General features: G+C 41.3%; 17 protein-coding genes and 2 pseudogenes. 17 read left to right on the top strand and 2 right to left on the bottom strand.

What is annotated here, in order from left to right:
- Positions 1–84: 84 nt before the first annotated feature.
- From MgSA37_RS14270 to MgSA37_RS14230, 9 genes are all read left to right on the top strand, one after another.
- Positions 85–282, top strand: a complete 198-nt coding sequence (locus MgSA37_RS14270; protein ID WP_096352812.1) for a cold-shock protein — start codon at positions 85–87, stop codon at positions 280–282.
- Positions 283–576: 294 nt separating this feature from the next.
- Positions 577–1,692: an MFS transporter gene (locus tag MgSA37_RS14265; RefSeq protein WP_317046562.1), complete on the top strand. Its 1,116-nt coding sequence runs from the start codon at positions 577–579 to the stop codon at positions 1,690–1,692.
- A gap of 112 nt (positions 1,693–1,804) precedes the next feature.
- Positions 1,805–2,719 (top strand): oxygen-dependent coproporphyrinogen oxidase, encoded by a 915-nt coding sequence (gene hemF / locus MgSA37_RS14260; protein ID WP_096352810.1) that lies wholly within the window; start codon positions 1,805–1,807, stop codon positions 2,717–2,719.
- 2 nt (positions 2,720–2,721) lie between these two features.
- The gene (locus tag MgSA37_RS14255; RefSeq protein WP_096352809.1) at positions 2,722–3,135 is read left to right on the top strand and encodes a hypothetical protein; all 414 of its coding nucleotides are present in this window, start codon (positions 2,722–2,724) and stop codon (positions 3,133–3,135) included.
- Between the two features lie 269 nt (positions 3,136–3,404).
- Positions 3,405–5,960 (top strand): DNA gyrase subunit A, encoded by a 2,556-nt coding sequence (gyrA, locus tag MgSA37_RS14250; RefSeq protein ID WP_096352807.1) that lies wholly within the window; start codon positions 3,405–3,407, stop codon positions 5,958–5,960.
- Entirely contained in the window at positions 5,866–7,083 is a 1,218-nt protein-coding gene (locus MgSA37_RS14245) for a tetratricopeptide repeat protein (protein WP_157750577.1), read from the top strand. The genes gyrA and MgSA37_RS14245 overlap by 95 nt, the downstream gene beginning before the upstream one ends.
- Positions 7,084–7,092: 9 nt before the next feature.
- Positions 7,093–8,415, top strand: a complete 1,323-nt coding sequence (locus MgSA37_RS14240; protein ID WP_096352804.1) for a tetratricopeptide repeat protein — start codon at positions 7,093–7,095, stop codon at positions 8,413–8,415.
- 372 nt (positions 8,416–8,787) lie between these two features.
- Positions 8,788–10,173, top strand: coding sequence for an OmpA family protein (locus MgSA37_RS14235; protein WP_096352803.1), 1,386 nt, complete (start codon positions 8,788–8,790; stop codon positions 10,171–10,173).
- Between the two features lie 334 nt (positions 10,174–10,507).
- On the top strand, positions 10,508–11,887 hold the full coding sequence (locus MgSA37_RS14230) for an OmpA family protein (protein ID WP_096352802.1): 1,380 nt from the start codon (positions 10,508–10,510) through the stop codon (positions 11,885–11,887).
- 126 nt (positions 11,888–12,013) lie between these two features.
- Here MgSA37_RS14230 and MgSA37_RS14225 read toward each other — a convergent pair whose 3' ends face one another.
- Together MgSA37_RS14225 and MgSA37_RS14220 are read right to left on the bottom strand one after the other, a co-directional pair.
- Positions 12,014–12,400 carry an SRPBCC domain-containing protein gene (locus MgSA37_RS14225; RefSeq protein WP_096352800.1) on the bottom strand — a complete coding sequence of 129 codons (387 nt, stop codon included), beginning with the start codon at positions 12,398–12,400 and terminating at the stop codon, positions 12,014–12,016.
- 113 nt (positions 12,401–12,513) lie between these two features.
- Positions 12,514–13,016: pseudogene (locus MgSA37_RS14220) on the bottom strand (acetate uptake transporter).
- Positions 13,017–13,196: 180 nt separating this feature from the next.
- Between MgSA37_RS14220 and gpmA the strand changes: the two are divergent.
- The 8 genes and pseudogenes from gpmA to argC all read left to right on the top strand — a co-directional run bounded on the left by gpmA (position 13,197) and on the right by argC (position 19,965).
- Positions 13,197–13,886: a 2,3-diphosphoglycerate-dependent phosphoglycerate mutase gene (gpmA, locus tag MgSA37_RS14215; protein ID WP_096352799.1), complete on the top strand. Its 690-nt coding sequence runs from the start codon at positions 13,197–13,199 to the stop codon at positions 13,884–13,886.
- A 79-nt stretch (positions 13,887–13,965) separates the two neighbouring features.
- The gene (locus tag MgSA37_RS14210) at positions 13,966–14,481 is read left to right on the top strand and encodes a hypothetical protein (RefSeq protein WP_096352797.1); all 516 of its coding nucleotides are present in this window, start codon (positions 13,966–13,968) and stop codon (positions 14,479–14,481) included.
- A 196-nt stretch (positions 14,482–14,677) separates the two neighbouring features.
- Complete coding sequence (locus tag MgSA37_RS14205) at positions 14,678–14,998, top strand: hypothetical protein (protein ID WP_157750576.1); 321 nt, start codon at positions 14,678–14,680, stop codon at positions 14,996–14,998.
- 21 nt (positions 14,999–15,019) lie between these two features.
- On the top strand, positions 15,020–15,532 hold the full coding sequence (locus tag MgSA37_RS14200; RefSeq protein ID WP_096352794.1) for an STM3941 family protein: 513 nt from the start codon (positions 15,020–15,022) through the stop codon (positions 15,530–15,532).
- A gap of 55 nt (positions 15,533–15,587) precedes the next feature.
- Positions 15,588–16,552, top strand: a pseudogene (locus MgSA37_RS29755) (YpdA family putative bacillithiol disulfide reductase).
- Positions 16,553–16,990: 438 nt separating this feature from the next.
- Positions 16,991–17,641, top strand: coding sequence for an N-acetyltransferase (locus MgSA37_RS14190; RefSeq protein WP_096352793.1), 651 nt, complete (start codon positions 16,991–16,993; stop codon positions 17,639–17,641).
- 50 nt (positions 17,642–17,691) lie between these two features.
- Complete coding sequence (gene argG, locus MgSA37_RS14185) at positions 17,692–18,903, top strand: argininosuccinate synthase (RefSeq protein WP_096352791.1); 1,212 nt, start codon at positions 17,692–17,694, stop codon at positions 18,901–18,903.
- Between the two features lie 18 nt (positions 18,904–18,921).
- Complete coding sequence (gene argC, locus MgSA37_RS14180; RefSeq protein ID WP_096352790.1) at positions 18,922–19,965, top strand: N-acetyl-gamma-glutamyl-phosphate reductase; 1,044 nt, start codon at positions 18,922–18,924, stop codon at positions 19,963–19,965.
- Positions 19,966–19,992: the final 27 nt, after the last annotated feature.

The raw sequence follows: 19,992 nt of genomic DNA, 5'->3' as shown, positions 1-19,992 counted from the left end.
TCTGATAATAAATTATTTTTATTCAGTTTTGGCATAGAATTTTAATCGGGAAAACAATTATTTATACAACAATTATTATTATTTATGAAAACTGGAAAAGTAAAATGGTTTAACACACAAAAAGGTTATGGTTTTATCGTTACTGAGGATGGTAAAGATCTTTTTGTACACTTTAAGGATGTACAGGGCGGCGTAAACGCCATCAAAGATAACGACAGCGTTACATACGATGTGGAAGAAGGCAGAAAAGGATTACAGGCAGTAAATGTAAAAAAGGCATAATTTTAAAGATTGATTTCTTCAAAAACCTCTGCGCTAACAGGGGTTTTTTTGTTCAGAAAATTTTCATAGCAAAGCTTCATAAAGTGGGAGCCTGATAAACCAATTTAATAGATACCCGGCGCAAAATGCTGCGCTCAAACAACCAATTATTGCAATTATGACTGCTGATACCTCGGCTAAACTAACCCGGAACGTTGTTCTATTAGTGATTGTAGCCTCACTAGGCTATTTTGTTGACATTTATGATCTCCTGATTTTCCTGATCGTTAGAAAAAAAGCCTTACCGATATCGGCGTGAAACCCGCCGACGTGCTTGCTGTAGGCACTAGTATTATAAACTGGCAAATGTTCGGGCTGCTGCTTGGAGGAGTTGTATGGGGAACATTGGGCGACAAACTGGGGCGTATAAAGGTACTTTTTGGTTCCATTACCCTTTATTCAATTGCGAATTTCGCGAACGCGTATGTTAGTTCGCCTGGCATGTACGAGTTAATCCGCTTTGTTGCAGGCATAGGACTCGCCGGCGAACTTGGTGCAGGTATTACCCTGGTTAGCGAAACATTAAGCAAGGAAAAACGTGGATACGGAACCATGATTGTGGCTGCTGTTGGACTCTTTGGCGCGGTGGCGGCTAACTGGATCTCGAAATACGGATGGCAGGATGCCTACAAAGTTGGCGGGGGCCTGGGGGTGCTGCTGTTATTCATGCGGATAGGCACATTTGAATCCGGGATGTTTAAAAATATCGAGCAAGCCAAAGTATCAAAAGGTAATTTCTTCCTGTTATTTACCAATTGGGTCAGGTTTAAAAAATACCTCTGCTGTATTCTGATAGGCGCACCGCTTTGGTATGTAGTTGGTGTGTTAATTTCATTGCAGCCTGAGTTTGGCAATGCCCTCCATTCAACCCAAAAATTAAACGCTGGCGACGGTATTCAATATGCCTACATAGCCATAGCTTTAGGCGGTATTGTTTCCGGGTTATTGTCGCAAATTACAAAATCAAGAAAACTGATCATGATGATATTCCTGTTATTATCGGCGGTGAGTGTTGTAGTTTATTTAAATTCAACCGGGCTTGATAGCAGGCGTTTTTTATGGCTTTGTTTCTTTATGGGTTTTGGGGTAGGCTACTGGACTTTATTCGTGACGATAGCAGCAGAACAATTTGGGACAAATATCCGCTCAACGGTGGCTACAACTGTGCCAAATTTTGTACGCGGCTCCCTTATCCTGATCAATTTAGCATTTGTTGCGCTAAAAGGCCATTTTGATGCGCAAAAAAGCCCTGACAGCATGATTGTCAGCGCCTATATCATGATGGCCATCCTTACAGTACTTGCCCTGCTTGCATTGAGCCAGTTGAAGGAAACATTTGGCAAAGATTTGAATTATGCAGAACCGCTGTAACAGGGGTGGAGATTGGGTAATTAAAAGTACGACGTTAATGTTGCAAATTCCGATTAACACTATTTTCCCTAATCGCTAATTAACCAATATCTAATCAACTATCTTTGCCCCGATGATCAATAAAGAACAAATAGCCGAAGATTACAAGCAAATTCAGGATGAAATTTGTGCTGCCCTGGAACTGACAGACGGCAAAGCTGTTTTTGAAGAGGAATTATGGGAGCGGGATGGCGGCGGCGGTGGCCGTACGCGCGTAATTCAAAACGGGAATATCCTGGAAAAAGGCGGCGTTAACTTTTCAGCGGTTCACGGCCATTTGCCCGATACGTTAAAAAGAGCCTTAAAGGTTGACCAGGACGACTTTTTTGCAACAGGTGTGTCTATTGTGATCCATCCAAACCACCCGATGGTGCCTATTATTCATATGAACATCAGGTATTTTGAAATGCCATCCTCGTTCGGTTCGGGGAAGGAGCCACTGCGCTGGTTTGGCGGTGGCATCGACCTTACCCCTCATTATGTTTTTGAAGACGATGCCCGTTACTTTCACAGGTATCTTAAATCTGTTTGCGATGCTTGCCATCATGATTTTTATCGCCGTTTTAAACTTTGGGCCGATGATTATTTCTTTATCAAACATCGCCATGAAACAAGGGGAATCGGCGGGATATTTTATGACCGGCTGACTGCCGGCGACGACTTAACCTGGGATGAAATTTTTGAGTTTTCAAAAGCACTGGGAAGATCGTTTATACCGATTTACACTGAACTTGTTAACAAAAACAGGGATAAGGTGTTTACTCCTGAGCAGCAGGAATGGCAATACCAGCGCCGCAGCCGCTATGCTGAGTTTAACCTGGTTTACGATGCCGGCACCAAATTCGGGCTGGAGACAAACGGCCGTATTGAATCTATATTAATGAGCCTGCCGCCTGCGGCCAAATGGTTTTATAACTATCAGCCTGTGCCCGGGAGTGAGGAGGAAAAAACGTTGTCGCTTTTAAAAAAGGGAATCAGCTGGGTATAACGATGAAAATAAAAATGCCATCAATTAAACAAGTAGGGATTCTTTTGGGAGGATTTCTTTTTTGTTCATTTCAAAACCAACCGTCCCTTAAAGGTACCTGGGAATTTGTTGGAGGGATTTACAACGGTAAGAAAGAAGGTGCGCCAACTGAATATGCCTTACATCGTAAATACAACATAACTGGCTACGAAGCCTTCGCCATTGAAAAAGGGTATAAAACGCAAAAATATGAAGCAGGCAATTATGTTTTTAAGGGCGACACCTGCGTTGATACCGAGACCTTTTCGGCCCAGCCATCAAAAATAACCAACATACCCATCCACTACATTTACACCTTAAAAAATGATACGCTTACGCTAAAAGGCACCCTGCCGACCGGGATGAAGGTAGAAGAATACTGGCGGAAAATGAAATAAGGGGATACCCGGAATCTGAAGATTTGAAAAAGGAGTGATTCGGAAATTATGCTCTTAGTCCAATCTGGTAAAACCTAATAAGCACTTATCAACAGGACAATTTCCTGCTTTTGGTCTTTTCTCTCTTTCCTGCCTTTCTGGCTCTCCTTGCAACAGAATTGTTAATAAAAATGGTATGCCGGAACCATTAATTTTCTTAACTTCGCAGGTCGTTTAAAAACCCTTTTTAAACACACAGCTTTAGAGAAGAATCTACATCAGAAATAAAAATGGCCGAAGAAACAGGAAACGGAAATACACCCCCAGAAGACAGAATAATTTCGATAAATATTGATGAAGAAATGCGATCAGCTTACATTGATTATTCAATGTCAGTTATCGTATCACGGGCATTGCCCGACGTTCGCGACGGTTTAAAGCCGGTGCACAGGCGTGTGCTTTACGGCATGCTCGATCTGGGTTTAAACAACAACAAACCTTATAAAAAATCTGCCCGTATTGTGGGTGAAGTGCTGGGTAAGTACCACCCGCATGGCGATACCTCTGTATATGATGCCATGGTGCGTATGGCGCAGGATTGGAGCTTACGTTATCCCTTTGTTGAAGGACAGGGAAACTACGGATCTATCGACGGTGACCAGCCTGCGGCAATGAGGTATACCGAAGCAAGGCTTGAAAAGATTGCTGAAGAAATGCTGGCCGACATCAACAAAGACACCATTGATTTTCAGTTGAATTTTGACGATTCGCTGGAAGAACCTACGGTTTTGCCTGCCAAGTTCCCAAACTTGCTGGTAAATGGTGCCTCGGGTATCGCGGTGGGTATGGCTACCAATATGGCGCCTCACAACTTAACGGAAGTGGTGAATGCAACTTTGGCTTTAATTGATAACCGCGACATTGATATCGCTGAATTGATGACCCACATTAAAGGGCCGGATTTCCCGACCGGGGCTATCATTTATGGATATGAAGGCGCCCGCCAGGCATTCGAAACAGGCAGGGGCAGAATCGTGATCAGGTCGCGGGCCGAGATAGAAACCTATAATAACGATCGTGAACGGATCATTGTTAGTGAAGTTCCTTACCAGGTAAACAAGGCGCTGATGATTGAGCGTACAGCCGAACTGGTAAATGAGAAAAAAATAGAGGGGATATCCGCTATCAGGGATGAATCGAACAGGGAAGGTATCCGTGTTGTTTATGAAATAAAACGGGATGCCAACGCGGCTATCGTGTTAAACAACCTTTATAAATATACCGCGCTGCAAACATCATTCAGCATAAATAACATAGCGCTGGTGCATGGCAGGCCAATGTTGCTTAACCTGAAGGACCTGATCCATCACTTTGTTGAACACAGGCACGAAGTGGTTATCCGCCGTACCAAATTTGAGCTTTCCGAGGCGCAAAAAAGAGCGCATATATTGGAGGGTTTACTGATCGCTTTAGATCACCTGGATGAAGTGATCAAACTGATCCGGGGTTCAAATACACCTGAAGATGCCAGGGAAGGTTTAATGGCACAGTTTGCCCTTAGCGATATCCAGGCACGTGCCATACTTGACATGACCTTAAGGAGGTTGACAGGTCTTGAACGTGACAAGATTAAAGATGAGTATGAAGGCTTAATGAAACTGATCGATTACTTGAACTCAGTACTTGCTGACGAAGGTTTGAGAATGCAGATCATAAAAGACGAACTGATAGAAATTCGTGATAAATATGGCGATGAACGTAAAACCGAAATGGTGCATTCATCTGCCGAAATGAATACTGAGGATTTCATTGAAGATGAAGATGTGGTGATCACTATCTCGCGCGAAGGTTATATCAAGCGTACGCCTTTAACTGAATACCGCAGGCAGGGCAGGGGGGGTAAAGGCTCGCTGGGAAGTAACAGCCGTGATGCCGACTTTATTGAGCATTTACTGATCGCATCCAACCATAATTACATGTTGTTCTTTACCGAATCAGGGCAATGTTTCTGGCTTCGTGTATTTGAGATCCCCGAAGGTTCGCGTACCTCTAAAGGACGGGCCATCCAAAACATCATTAATATTCCTAAGGAAGAGAATATTAAGGCTTACATCAAGCTTCTCAGTCTGAAAGATAAAGAATATCTCGAAAATAACTTTATCATTATGTGTACCAAAAAAGGTACCATCAAAAAGACTTCGCTCGAGGCTTATTCACGTCCGCGTGCAAATGGTATAAATGCCATCAATATCAACGAGGGAGATTCGTTGCTGGAGGCAAGCCTTACCAGCGGAAGCAGCGAGATTGTAATGGCCTTGAAATCGGGTCGTGCTATCCGTTTTAACGAATCGACAGTAAGGCCAATGGGCCGTACAGCTACCGGCGTGCGCGGCATTTCGCTTGAGGACGAGAATGATGAAGTAGTAGGTATGATCAGTATTGACGATCCTGAAACTACAGTTTTGGTAGTTTCTGAAAAAGGATACGGCAAGCGAACTGATATTGATGACTATAGGGTAACCAACCGTGGTGGTAAGGGCGTTAAAACTTTAAACATTACTGATAAAACAGGAAAACTTGTTGCCATAAAAGGTGTTACTGATAAAGAAGATTTGATGATCATCAACAAATCGGGCATCATTATCAGGATTGCTGTTAGCGAACTTAGGACAATGGGACGGGCTACCCAGGGTGTACGTTTAATTACCCTGAAAGAGAATGACGAGATAGCTTCGGTTGCTAAAATTGAGCGTGAAGAAGAGGAAGAAGAAAACGGAACAGAAAACAACTCCGAAAATAATAGCACTGAACCTGCTGCGGATGATGCAGGTGAAACACAAGAATAAAAAAACAATGCAGGGCCGTAAAATTGTATTACCGCTTTTAATAATGCTGTTTATTGCACCTTCAGCCTTTTGCCAGTCAGAAGTGCTGAAAGGTGTTGTAAATAGCCTTGCCTTTTATAAACAAAAAAAGGAACTTAAATATCTCGGTAGCGCCAAAAACTCTGTAGATAGTTTGATAAAGGCCTCGCCGGATTCTCTGGAGCTGGAAAGGAATGTTTATAAGGCCGTTGTATATTCAAGCATCTTATATATCGATTCATTAAACAGTTTAAAACAGCCTGTACAAATGTTTCAGCAAACTGCTGACCTGATTGACAGGTTGCAAGCAAAGCGCAAAAGCTATAAATACCAGGTTGAACTCGATTATTCGAAACGCTGCCTGGCCAACGTTTATATCCGCAAAGGTTTTGTTGCGCTGAATATGTCAGATTTTGTAGCCGCCCTGCAGTTGTTTGAAGCCGCAAAAAAATATGCACCTGATTTTAAACAACTGGCCGCTTACATTGCTTTTACCAATAATAAACTTGGCAATTTACATGCGGCAGCCAGGTATTATGAGAGTATGGTTGGTGGCGACAGCACTAAAGCGGAGTATGCAGAAGCTGCAGCCGGCATCTATAAATCATTTGGCGACACCTTATCAGCGTTGAATGTGTTAAAAAAAGCCCGCAAAGTTTTACCGGGTGACAAGTCGCTTTTATTGGATGAAGCAAATATTTATACTAACCGTAAAGATTACAACCAGTTAGTGAATTTATTGCCGGCTTTGCTTGATATTAATACAAATAACGCGGATATTGCGTTCGTAGCAGCCAATTGTTATGATCATTTAGGCCAATATAATAAAGCTGAGTCGCTTTATTTACGCTCTATTGAGTTAAATAGCTCCGCTTATGACCCTATATTTAATTTAGGATTATTGTATTTTAAACAAAGCAAACTACCAAGGGATAAAGATAAATCGCAGGATGAAACCAGGGCCGCACAATGGCTGGAAAGAGCAAATGAAATATCTCCAAACGAAGTTGATTGCCTCCAGGTATTAAAGTTAGTTTATGAGCAGGAAGGAAATCAAAATCAAATAAATAAGGTAAATAATAAACTAAAACAGTTAACCAATTAATAATAGATCATGAAAATAAAGTTTTTGATGATAGGCCTTTTAGGTTTAAGTACAGTAACCGCCTTTGCACAAAAAGGGGTGTTGAGAGACGCACAGGAAAGTTACGATAAATATACGGTTGAAAATTCTCAGAAAATTTTAGCGGCAAAGGCCAAACAGGACATAGCTGATGCCAAAACCTCTATTGATAAAGCTTCAACTAACGATAAAACAGCTACGTTACCGCAAACATACGCTTTGATTGGTGCAATTTATTCAGCTACAGCCGCATTGGATACTACTGCTTCTCCTGCAACCGCTGCTTTAATTACTACTGCGCAGGAAGCAATTAAAAAAGCTAAAGATGCAGTTGGAACTGAAAAGGATGCCGATATAAAATCAAAATGTACAAAATTAATAGCCGATGCGGGTACTAATTTAGCCATCTATTTTCAGGCACAGGGGGTAAAACAGTACCAGGGCGGCAAATTTGAACTGGCCTATCAATCATTTGATAATTGGAGCCAGGCTACAGGCGATACAACAGCTACCTATTATGCGGCGCTTGCAGCATCAAATGCAGGGAACACAAACCCTAAATTTTATCCATACGCTATCAGTAATTACAATAAATTATTAAGCACCAATTATTCGCAGAACGCTAAAATATACGGCTACCAGGCAACTTTGTATATAATAAACAAGGATACGGCCAGTGCTTTAAAAGTAATTAGTGAAGGTGTGGCTAAATTTCCTGCAAATGCAGATTTACGCGGGCAGGAAATTAAATTCTATTTAATGGCCGGTAAGGACAGCGAAATAATAGGTAAACTGGAGAGCGCAGTTGCCGCCGACCCTAAAAATAAGGAACTTTGTTTCTATGCAGGCCTTTCGTTTACCCGTGTTGGCGATGCAAGCGCAGCCAAAGCCGCTAAAGCCAAAGATGCTGCAGCTAAAGCAGCGGACAACAAAGCTGCCCTTGATTATTATTCAAAAGCTGCTGATTATTACAAAAAAGCGATCGCAATTGACCCTAACTACCTGGATGCAAATCTGAATTTAGGCGAGGTAATGATGAAGCCGGCAATTGATTTTTATAACGCTGCTAATAGCTTGCCTTCAAATGCCACTCAAAAACAATATGATGAGCTAAGGGCGAAAGCAGACGTGCAATTTGACCTTGCCCTGCCGTATTTACAGAAAGCTGTTGATCTTGATTCAAAATCAAATGCAGCTTTAACAAATTTGTGGAATTACTACAGGGGTAAGTATGACAAAGCCCATGCTGCGGAAAACAAAGCCAAAGCTGCTGACATAAAAAAACAAATTGACGCCCTTCCGTCAAAAAATTAATAAAAAGGAATAAATAAAAAATAAAAGGGGGCCTGGTTGCCCCCTTTTTATTTCATCTTCACTGTACTACTTTTACCTGAGCCGGCATGATTTCTTACCCCAAAAGGCACGATCAATTGACGATACCAATTGTTTTTTTAACTGTATAACCCAAGCTCCAAAAGTTTAAACGAGCGTAAAATCTGAAATAACAGGCAATTTCGATTTGAGAATTACATTTTAATTACGTTAATAAGGGAAAGTCATTGTTAATAATCATTAAAATATTACTTTTATAAACTGATAAATTAGACATGGAAATAGTTGCTATTTCCGGGCAATTAATAGTTTAAATATTGCCTATTAAATCCTGATTCATAAACGGTTAACCACATGGCTATAAATTTAAAAAGAACACTATTACTGCTGATTTTTACATTAAACTTCGCTGGGCTATTCGCCCAAAATACAGATTCATTAGCCTTAAATACCGATTATATCCGGCCATTTTCCGGTGGCGCTGCATTTCGTAGCTGGTCTGTCGGGATTCATGCAGGACTAATGAGTACTTCGGTAATTACCTCTTCCAACAGCCAACTTGGGTTTACGGTTGCAAATGTTCAATATGGTTATGGTGGGTATATCAAAAAACAACTATTACCATCATTCGGTTTGCAGGCCGATTTCATGATGGGAAAATTAAATGGCGATAATGCCCAGCTTAACCCAGCAGGAATTTCACCCTATAAAAGTTTTACAACCGCCATTAATTATGCGGGTAGTTTAAGTACAAATTTTACATTGGCTAACATCAATTGGCACGTTGTTAAAAGCACAGTACAGCCATTTATTACCGCCGGCGTAGGTTTAATGAACTATAAACCGGTATTAACAACAAGTGCAGGTGTGGTAGTTGATTTCAATAAAAACAAACCAAACCTCAATGAATTATATGTTCCCATAGGGGCCGGGTTTAAATTTGATATCGCCAAAGGTATTAACCTGGAACTTGCTTACCAGGTAAATTTTGTTTATTCAGGTAATTTCGACGGCTACAAATATGGTAATACAAACGACAAATTCTCCTACGCACACATAGGGCTTGAATTTGCAATCGGTAAAAAGTCAAAACCGCAGCTTGCAGCCCACAATCCGGTTTCATCTATGCGACAGGAATATTTGTCGGGGATACAAAATGCAAGGGATGAGTTTAAAGCGCTGATAGATTCGGAAAAAAACCGGAACCAGGCTTTGCAGCAACAGGTGCTTGCCCAAAATACAAAACTTACACAACTTACAACAGATAGTGATGGAGACGGTGTGCCTGATTTTTATGATAAATGCCCCAATACACCTGCCGGTATAAAAGTTGACGGGGCAGGTTGCCCGTTGCCGGTAGTTAAACCTGAAGAAAAGATAATTATTACTGAAGCCGACAAAAGCGTAGTTAATGAAGCAATCCAGAACCTGCAGTTTGCCTCGGGCACTTCGATGCTGAGCGATGCTTCATACCAAAGTTTGGATAAGTTAGCAAAACTGCTGAAAGACAAGAAATATCATTTAAAACTGGCCGGGTATACGGATGCCACGGGATCAGCTGCATTAAATCTTAAACTTTCAAAAGACAGGGCCGAGGCGATCAAGATGTACCTTGTGAGCAAAGGAGCTGATCCCGCATCGATCCAGACGGAAGGTTATGGAAAAGCAAATCCTATCGCTTCAAATAAAACAGCCACAGGCCGCAAGTTAAACCGGCGGGTGGAGTTTTCACTATATTAAGCACAGTTACAGCTAACGATAATATTAAAAATGGTGAATGGTACTAATTATCATTCACCTTTTTAATGCACAATAATGGTAAACTGTATATTTTTAAGACCATTTAAGCCACTTGGTTTCCGGCGTATTTATGGATAGCGCTAATATCAGCACGGCAATCCCCGGGGGTAAGTCGTGGGTATTGTTTATCAGCTGTTTAAGGGAGAAATTAGGCTGAATAAACCTATTCATATAGTGCAACGCTGACAATTAATTGCAGTTTATTGCCTGTATGGCATCAAAGTTGACTTCCGGGGGTGTGTTTTAAACGAAACATACTCTTAAAAGTTCAACTATGAAATCAAATTTAAAAAAAGCTTCCCTCTTATTTACAGGGATATTGATGGGCGGTAAGCTATTCGCTCAATCTACCGACACTTCACATGTATCAACAGACTATGTTAAACCTTTTTCGGGCGACAACGCCTTCCGTACCTGGTCTATCGGTGTTTCGGGCGGGGTACTAACACCTTACACCATTTTCGGCTCGAACCGTAAACAGGATTTTACATCGCCGAACGCAGAATTAGGTTACGGCGCCTACATCAAAAAACAAATATTACCATCTTTTGGCATACAGGCTGATTTTTTTGCCGGCAAACTTTCTGCAGATCACCCGAACCCCAATAGTCCAGGCTTTAAAAGTTATGATACAAAAATTCAATATGCCGCAAGTTTAAGCGCGAATTATACGCTTGCGAATATCAACTGGCATTATAAAAAAACAGCTATCCAGCCTTATTTTACAGTGGGGGTAGGTACCATGGGATATAAACCCGTTTTAACTTATACTGATGGTTCGGTATCGAATTTTAAGACAGACAATAATGGTTCAATAAGTGAACTTTATTTACCAGTAGGTGCAGGGTTAAAATTTAACGTATCGCCGGGTGTAAATATCGATTTGGGTTACCAGGTAAATTTTGTTTATTCAGATAATGTTGATGGCAACAATTACGGATCCACAAATGATAGATTTTCCTATGCACATATTGGCCTGGAGTTTGCCCTGGGGCATCGCTCAAAACCACAATTAGCAACGCATAACCCGGTTTCATCCATGAGGCACGAGTATATGTGGGAAAATGAACAAACCAAAAATCAATTACAAAGCCAGATTGACGCAGAAAAAGCTAAAAACGAACAGTTAAGAAATGATTTAAATGCTACCAATGCTAACCTGGCCAAATTAACTCAAGACAGTGATGGCGATGGTGTACCGGATGCCTTTGATAAATGCCCCAACACGCCGGCCGGAACAAAAGTTGACGGATCAGGCTGTGCGCTGCCTGTTGTAAAATCAGAAACCAAAGTGTACGTGACTGAAGAGGACAAAAGGGTAGTGAATGAGGCTGTAAGAAATCTTGAATTTGATTTTAACAAAGCAACTATCCGCGAACATTCGTTTGCGAGTTTAGATCAGTTGGCTGAGTTGTTAAAGAATAAAGGTTTTAATTTAAAATTAGCCGGCTATACCGACAATGTGGGTTCGGTAGCGTATAACCTCAGGCTTTCACATGATCGTGCTGAAGCTATTAAAACTTATTTGGTAAGCAAAGGTGCAGATGCCGGAAAAATACAGGCAGAGGGCCACGGAAAAGCGAATCCTATCGCTACCAACAAAACTGCTGCCGGACGTCAGCAAAACCGCAGGGTTGAGTTTTCCTTGTATTAGTTTTAATACCGTTGGCCTATATGGTTAGCCGATTATAAACAAAACCACAAAAAAACACGAAGTGAAATAAGCTTCGTGTTTTTTATTTCTTCCTAATCTCTAATCACATATCTCTAATCTCCAACACTAATCCTTCTCATCAAAAAACTCTGCAAGAGAAGCGAAATAGCTATTGTCCCAGCCTTCGGCAAAGCCTTTGTATTCAATATCGGGGATATTGGTGTGCTTCAGCTCGACGGAGGTACCGCCTTTCTCAGGATGTAATTTTATGGTGACGATTGATGGTTCGGGCTGCCCGTCAAAATACCATTGCTGCACCAGCTTTTTTCCTTCTTCAAATTCAAGGTTTTTGCCTACGATACTGCCTTCCCACATGGAAAACTCCGAACCAGGCTCCGTTGACATTTCTGCAGGCTCCCCGGTCCACAGCTCAATAGTAAACGGGTTGGTTAAAGCAATATAAACTTCCTCCGGCGGGGCGGTAATGTGGTAATATTTTTTAAAATCTCTCATAACACGATTTGTAGGATTTTAACGAATTAAAAAATCTTAAAATTTGTGCAAACATGATAAACTATTACCATAATCAGCATAAAAATCCTAAAAATCGTGTCCGGGCAGTTTTTCTAACCTAAAGGAAGTACGGTTTTTCCGTAAACATCATTCAAAACAGTGGCGATGCCGGCATAAATGGCTGAGAAACCGCAAACCAAGCCTTCGTATCCCGCAAATTTACCAATACTTTCATTACCGGTAGCATGCTCCGCCGCCAATAAAAAGAACAGGATCACCAGCGTACCAAAAACGATTTGTAAAGCCCGGGTTAATTTTAACGTGCCAAAGAAAAGACCTAACGTAAAAAGCCCCCATATGCCAAGGTAAGCGGCCATAGCCCCGTCAGACGGTGCTGTAAACCAGCCCCACTTGCCCATCAGGATGAGGCCGGCAAGAGAGAGCCAGAAAAAACCGTAGGAGGTAAAAGCGGTGAGCCCAAATGTGTTGTTTTTTTTGATTCAATAACACCGGCAATTACCTGGGCCAGGCCGCCATAAAAAATGCCCATGGCAAGGATCATGGTGTTCAATTCAAAGAAACCGGCATTGTGCAGGTTCAGTAAAACAGTGGTCATACCGAAGGCGCAAAGGCCGAGCGGCGCAGGGTTGGCAATGCCATCCTTTGCGGGAACAGGAGTAGTTGGAATCATGATTTTTAAAGGGTTAATTGGTTTTTAACGCAATTTAATTGTTATCGGCACATTTACCAAATTTTTTGTAAAGCGTTCAGTAGATTAGCAGAAACATACTGCACTATGCAAAAATTAGTATTGCTGCGCCACGGCGAGAGCATCTGGAATAAAGAAAACAGGTTTACAGGCTGGACAGATGTTGACCTTTCTGAAGCGGGTATAGAACAGGCCCATAAAGCAGGTCAGCTTTTAAAAGCACACGGCTATAGTTTTGATGCAGGCTATACCTCCGTATTAAAAAGAGCGATTAAAACGCTTGATATCGTATTGGAAGAACTGGATGAATTGTGGATCCCTGTTCAAAAATCGTGGCGACTGAATGAGCGGTTTTATGGGGCCTTACAAGGATTGAACAAAGCCGAAACTGCTGCCAAATATGGCGCAGACCTGGTACAAAAATGGCGCCGCGACCCGCATGAACTCCCCCCGGCGGTAACCAAAAAAGATGACAGGTACCCGGGTAAAGATGCCCGTTACAAACACCTTACCGAAAGGGAACTGCCATTAACGGAGAACCTGAAAGAGACCATGGAAAGAGTGCTGCCTTTCTGGAATGAATTTATTGTGCCGGCTATCCGTAAAAACCAAAAAGTAATTGTTTGCGCGCATGGCAACAGCCTGAGGGCCTTGGTGCAATACATTGATCACCTAACAGATGAAGAAGTTACTAAGCTCGACATCCCGACAGGAACACCTTTAATTTACGAACTGGATGAAGGGTTGGAAAGGATCAGGCATTATTATTTGGAGTAATAAATTGAGTTTTGCCATTAGCCGTTAGTCATTTGCATTTACCCGGCTAATTAATTAGTTTTGGTAAACCTGTCACCAAATGGAATTTAAGGCTAGCATTTTATACTTTATCTTGCATAGGCTGCTTTGGCCTGCAATTTTGATGATACCTTTATATTTCAATGCCGTCTTAAGCCATCAGGATTATTATTTCCTAATTGTTTTATTCGCAATCCTGACTCTTCTGGTCTGTTCGATGAATTATAGGATTTTTTTATCGGTATTTATTAATAAGCCAATTCTCATCGTTAATGACGAATATGTATATGATTTTGTTTCAGATATAAAGTTTTATTGGAAGGACATAGAAGGTATACGTGAAGAAAAAGGGTATTTGCGCATAACGCTGTTCGATCCAATAAAATATGTCGATCACGCGGTGAGTAAAAGAGATAATTTTTTTAGCAAGTTGCTGAGAAAACCTTATGATAAAAATAATATTTTTAAAATTAATGCAAACTTTATAAAGGCAAATCTTAACAACTTGTTAGAGGTTATGGATGATTTTAGCATTGATGCAGAAGATTCAGAAAATACCTTATCTCTAAAACGATGACCTATCACTTCAAATTCGGTAATAAGTTTTACTATATCTTGTTTTTTTTATTTTAAACTCATTTGTTTATTCAGATCGGTTTTTTCGGCATCAGAAAAACGATATAATAGCAATTTGTTTAAACTTGTTTTTGTTGTTGTTTTTTATCGGGCCTTTCCTGGTCAAGCATATTGCCTATTATGTTATCAACAAACCCATGCTAACAATTAATGAATCTTACATTTTTGACCATTTTAATGACAGAAAATATTATTGGACGGATATTGAAGACATAGTTGCAACCGGGCCACGTGATCTCCTGCAAATCTACTTGTACGAACCTAAAATATACCCCCGAACTATTACAACCCCTATTGAGAAGTTTTTACAATCGATCATTAAAAGAAAGCCAAAGCCGAACGATTCCTATTTTATCGATCTGAGTATGGTTAACTTTGGATGGGATAAATACGATCAATTTGTGGATGCACTAAATGACTACAGCATCAAAGCGGAAGGCATAGAAAATCTTAATTAAGTAACGAAACAATAATAAAAGATGGAATTTGATACACGCATCAGCAGCATTTTTGTAATGAATATGTTCTTTATTGGTTTCGCATTTGTGATGGCGTTTTATTGTTCTTTTTACGGCGACTTCCGCTACGCTGGTTTTCGTTACATCTATCTTATTTGGCTGGCGATCGGTTTTACACGTTTGCTGAATTATCGCAAATACTTCAATTTTGTAATTTTTCGCAAGCCTATCCTGGTTGTTAACGAATCCGGTATTTATGACCTGGCTGACAATATTAAATACCTGTGGAAAGACATCATATCAATCGACGAAGCAAATGCCTACCTGTATATCAAAGTTGGTAACCCAAAGGAATACCTTGCGAATATTCAGAACCCTTTAAAAAGGTTTATAAAAAAGCTAATGAGCGAACCCTTTAAAATCAATGTAGATATGATCAGGGTAAATGGAGATGTACTTTTGGATATTCTTGATGAATATAGTAATCAAGCATTAATAACATCCGGAAACGCATCTATTATAACAAATCCCTGACCTCAGATCCCCCAAAATCTGCCTATCTTCGCTGATACATCTTTTACTGTAAATAATGCTTGATATTCTCATCATAGGCGGCGGCCCAATTGGTATTGCTTGCGGACTTGCAGCACAAAAGGCAGGCCTTAGTTTTGTTATTGTTGAAAAAGGCTGCCTCGTCAATTCACTCTACAATTACCCTTCCACCATGACTTTTTTTTCCACTTCGGAAAAACTGGAGATCGGCGGCGTCCCTTTTGTTACCAACAGTTATAAGCCGGTGCGCGCCGAAGCGCTGGAATATTACCGCAGGGTAGCCACTTCAAACCATTTGCCTGTCAACCTTTTTGAGGAAGTTACGGGGGTAAAAAAGAAGATGGTAGTTTTATTATTACCACTGCAAAGGCAAGCTACCGGGCTAAAAACGTGATCATATCTACAGGTTTTTATGATATCCCTGTAAAACTGAACATTCCGGGCGAAGACCTGCCAAAAGTAAAACACTACTACCAGGATCCGAATTATTATGCCCTGCAAAAGGTGGTGGTTGTAGGGTCAAGCAATTCAGCTATTGATGTAGCATTGGAAACTTACCGCAAAGGCGCCGAAGTTACCCTGGTGATCCGCGGGGCGGATGTAGGTGAACGTGTTAAATACTGGATCAGGCCCGATATCATGAACCGAATCAAAGAAGGCAGCATCAAAGCCTATTTCAAATCCAATTTAAAGGCCATCAGGCAATATGAGGTCGATATTGAAACGCCGGAAGGTTTAGTAACTATTCCCAACGATTTTGTAATGGCGATGACCGGCTACCAGCCAAACTTTGAATTTTTGAAGAAGATAGGGATCAAATTATCCGAAGATCGGTTCGTCCCTGAATACAATCATACAACCATGGAAACAAACGTAGCCGGCTTATACCTCGCAGGTGTGGTGGTGGGAGGGATGGACACCCATTTATGGTTCATTGAAAACTCACGCATCCATGCCGATATGATTATTGGGGATATAGTAGGGAAGGTTGAAAAGTTGTAATGTTGAAAGGTTGTAATGTTGTTTTAATGTTAGAACGATAAACAACCTTCAACAACGATAAATCATAACATTGCAACTTTCCAACCTATCAACCTAACAACAATCCAAACAATTCATATTTCCCTTGCATAAGTAAAAATTAATGTGATACTTTGCACAAAATTTAAAAAACAACAATAACACCGCTAAAATGAACCAGCAAAGCTTAAATAAGCCAATTACCAGGGTAATATTCGCCCCGGTTGCTGCTGCCTGGGTTTTAACAGTTGCTATATTTTCTCCTTCACGACGAAGGCCCTACATGCCCCGGGCTTGATTTATTCTTATCGTCAACCCTATGTATAACCGTGTTATTTTGCGTTTATACTCCAAACAAAAGATCATCAGTTTATTAACGCCGGTTACGGCAAATGATTTAACGGTAATTTTTCTATTTCAATGACCATACAAGATTTTGATATACAGGTTGCAAGCGGACAACACGTTGATTATGCCCAGCAGATCTGTGATGAAATGGCCGAGTCGGCAAAGGCGCGCGGCACTGGTATAGCCCAGCGTTCGCCGGAGTACGTGGCAAATAAAATGCTGGAAGGAAAAGCAGTGATCGCTTTTCACAAGGATGGTACCTGGGCCGGTTTCTGCTACATTGAAACCTGGAGCCACGGTGATTTCGTGGCCAATTCGGGGCTGATCGTAAACCCCCAGTTCAGGAAGGCAGGCCTTGCCAAGGCCATCAAAGAGAATATTTTCAAACTCTCCAGGAAAAAATACCCGGATGCCAAGATCTTCGGATTAACTACCGGGCTCGCCGTAATGAAAATCAACTCGGAACTCGGATATGAACCTGTAACTTATTCGGAACTTACCCAGGACGAGGATTTTTGGGCCGGCTGCAAAAGCTGTGTGAATTATGATATCCTGATGAGCAAGGGCCGTAAAAACTGTATGTGTACCGCCATGTTGTTCGATCCTGTTGAAAAAGCAAAACAACTGGAAGAAAAATCAAAAGACATGTCGCGCAAGGCAACCTTGTTTCAGCGGATTGAAAACGCGATAAAAAGCTTCAGCCAGGAATTAAAAATATATTAAATGAACGTAGAGACGTGATGCTTCACGTCCCTTGATAAATAAAAAATAAAATGAAAAAAAAGGTTGTTTTAGCCTATAGCGGTGGATTGGATACATCATTTTGCTGCATCTACTTAACCCGGGATTTAGGGTACGAAGTTCATTCTGTCATCGTAAATACAGGCGGTTTTAGCGAAGAAGAACTAAAAAACGTTGAGGAACGCGCCTATAAAATGGGCGTAACATCGCACCATGTGGTTGACGAAACGGAGAACTTTTACAATACCTGTGTCCGCTACCTTATTTACGGTAACGTACTTAAAAACAATACCTATCCATTATCAGTAAGCGCCGAGCGGGTAAGCCAGGCTACGGCTATTGCCAATTATGCCAAAGAGATCGGCGCTGAATTTGTTGCCCACGGCAGCACGGGCGCCGGAAACGACCAGGTGCGGTTTGATATGATCTTTAATATCCTGGTACCTGATGTACAGATCATCACACCGATCCGCGACCTTAAATTAAGCCGCGAAGCTGAGATCCAGTATTTAAAGGAACATGGTGTGGATATGAACTTCGAAAAAGCTAAATATTCAATCAATAAGGGCATATGGGGTACATCCGTAGGCGGTAAAGAAACGCTGACATCTAATTTAGGTTTACCTGAAGAGGCATGGCCAACCCAGGTTACCTCAACAGCTACCCGGAACCTCGAGCTGGTTTTTGAAAAAGGCGAACTGATCGGCATCGACGGTGAAATATTCAGTCACCCTACTAAAGCAATCCAGGCTTTGCAGGCCATAGCACAGCCTTATGGTATTGGCAGGGATATCCACGTAGGCGATACTATTATAGGCATTAAAGGTCGCGTTGGTTTTGAAGCAGCAGCGCCGCTGATCATCATTAAGGCACATCATACCTTAGAAAAACACGTTTTAACCAAATGGCAGTTATCATGGAAAGACCAGCTTTCCAGCTTTTACGGCAACTGGCTTCATGAGGGGCAATTCCACGACCCGATTATGCGCAATATCGAAGCATTTTTAACCGATACCCAGCACACCGTAAGCGGCAAAGTATTTGTTCAATTGAACCCATATCGTTTCCAGGTGGTTGGTATCGAATCGTCACATGACCTGATGTCGAACAAATTTGGCAGCTACGGCGAAATGAATAACACGTGGTCAGGCGATGACGTTAAAGGTTTCTCGAAAATATTTGGCAACCAGGTGATGATCTACCATAAGGTAAATACCCCCCAACCCCCTAAAGGGGGAGTTTAACAACGCAAACGGAAACCGATGGATACTTTAAATAAAATTATTGCTGAAAAAACTCCCCCTTTAGGGGGCCGGGGGGCTAAGATACAGGCAGGGATTGTTGGTGGCGCCGGTTATACCGGTGGCGAAATGTTAAGGATCCTGATCAACCATCCGGATGTTAACCTGGCATTTGTGCACAGCACCAGCAGTGCAGGCAAGCATGTTTACGAAGTGCATGCCGATCTTTTTGGTGACACCGACCTTAAATTCGCAGCTGAACTGGCTTATAATATTGACGTATTGTTTTTATGTGTAGGACATGGCGATGCTAAAAAGTTTTTAGATGCCAACCCGATCCCTGATCATATCAGGATCATTGATTTAAGCCAGGATTTTCGCTTAAGTCAAAATGCTAAGCATAAAACCAAAAGCTTTGTTTACGGCCTGCCCGAATTAAACCGCGGTGCCATTAAAGAAGCCAACAATATTGCCAATCCGGGCTGTTTTGCTACCTGCCTGCAATTGGGCTTATTGCCATTAGCAAGTTGTGGTCTGTTAAACAATGATATACACATTACTGCCACAACGGGGTCAACGGGGGCTGGCCAAAGCCTGTCGCCAACCACGCACTTCACATGGCGTAATGATAATCTCTCCGTTTATAAAGCTTTTGAGCACCAGCATCTGAACGAAATTGGTCAGTCGTTACAACAAAAGCAAAAACAGATAAAAATGGGGGAAATTAATTTTATTCCATATCGCGGAGATTTCACCAGAGGGATAATTGCTTCTATGTATATTGAATGTGATAAGCTTACAGAAGCAGAGGTGTTAAAGCTATATCATTTTTATTATGAGGAGCACCCCTTCACTCATGTAACTCATAATGATATTAATTTAAAACAAGTAGTTAACACGAATAAATGTTTTATCCAGGTAAAGAAGCATGGAAACAAGATATTTATCGTCAGCATTATAGATAATCTGTTGAAAGGTGCATCGGGACAAGCGGTTCAAAATATGAACTTAATGTTTGGAATAAAAGAAGATGCCGGATTAAAGCTTAAAGCCACAGCATTTTAAAGGAGGTTAGCCAATAAATAGTATTTG

This window comes from Mucilaginibacter gotjawali (assembly GCF_002355435.1).
In the GTDB taxonomy this organism is placed as follows: domain Bacteria; phylum Bacteroidota; class Bacteroidia; order Sphingobacteriales; family Sphingobacteriaceae; genus Mucilaginibacter; species Mucilaginibacter gotjawali.
The sequence above is the reverse complement of the archived record's forward strand: the minus strand, read 5'-3'. Positions and strand labels throughout refer to the sequence as shown.

What these genes read in the sequence shown, in the direction of transcription:
- MgSA37_RS14200 (WP_096352794.1), top strand. Translation starts at nt 15,020, where the DNA reads ATGGAATTTGATACACGCATCAGCAGCATTTTTGTAATGAATATGTTC.
- argG (WP_096352791.1), top strand. Translation starts at nt 17,692, where the DNA reads ATGAAAAAAAAGGTTGTTTTAGCCTATAGCGGTGGATTGGATACATCA.
- gyrA (WP_096352807.1), top strand. Translation starts at nt 3,405, where the DNA reads ATGGCCGAAGAAACAGGAAACGGAAATACACCCCCAGAAGACAGAATA.
- MgSA37_RS14210 (WP_096352797.1), top strand. Translation starts at nt 13,966, where the DNA reads ATGGAATTTAAGGCTAGCATTTTATACTTTATCTTGCATAGGCTGCTT.
- MgSA37_RS14225 (WP_096352800.1), bottom strand. Translation starts at nt 12,400, where the DNA reads ATGAGAGATTTTAAAAAATATTACCACATTACCGCCCCGCCGGAGGAA.
- gpmA (WP_096352799.1), top strand. Translation starts at nt 13,197, where the DNA reads ATGCAAAAATTAGTATTGCTGCGCCACGGCGAGAGCATCTGGAATAAA.
- MgSA37_RS14235 (WP_096352803.1), top strand. Translation starts at nt 8,788, where the DNA reads ATGGCTATAAATTTAAAAAGAACACTATTACTGCTGATTTTTACATTA.
- hemF (WP_096352810.1), top strand. Translation starts at nt 1,805, where the DNA reads ATGATCAATAAAGAACAAATAGCCGAAGATTACAAGCAAATTCAGGAT.
- MgSA37_RS14240 (WP_096352804.1), top strand. Translation starts at nt 7,093, where the DNA reads ATGAAAATAAAGTTTTTGATGATAGGCCTTTTAGGTTTAAGTACAGTA.
- MgSA37_RS14190 (WP_096352793.1), top strand. Translation starts at nt 16,991, where the DNA reads ATGACCATACAAGATTTTGATATACAGGTTGCAAGCGGACAACACGTT.
- argC (WP_096352790.1), top strand. Translation starts at nt 18,922, where the DNA reads ATGGATACTTTAAATAAAATTATTGCTGAAAAAACTCCCCCTTTAGGG.
- MgSA37_RS14205 (WP_157750576.1), top strand. Translation starts at nt 14,678, where the DNA reads ATGCTAACAATTAATGAATCTTACATTTTTGACCATTTTAATGACAGA.
- MgSA37_RS14230 (WP_096352802.1), top strand. Translation starts at nt 10,508, where the DNA reads ATGAAATCAAATTTAAAAAAAGCTTCCCTCTTATTTACAGGGATATTG.
- MgSA37_RS14270 (WP_096352812.1), top strand. Translation starts at nt 85, where the DNA reads ATGAAAACTGGAAAAGTAAAATGGTTTAACACACAAAAAGGTTATGGT.
- MgSA37_RS14255 (WP_096352809.1), top strand. Translation starts at nt 2,722, where the DNA reads ATGAAAATAAAAATGCCATCAATTAAACAAGTAGGGATTCTTTTGGGA.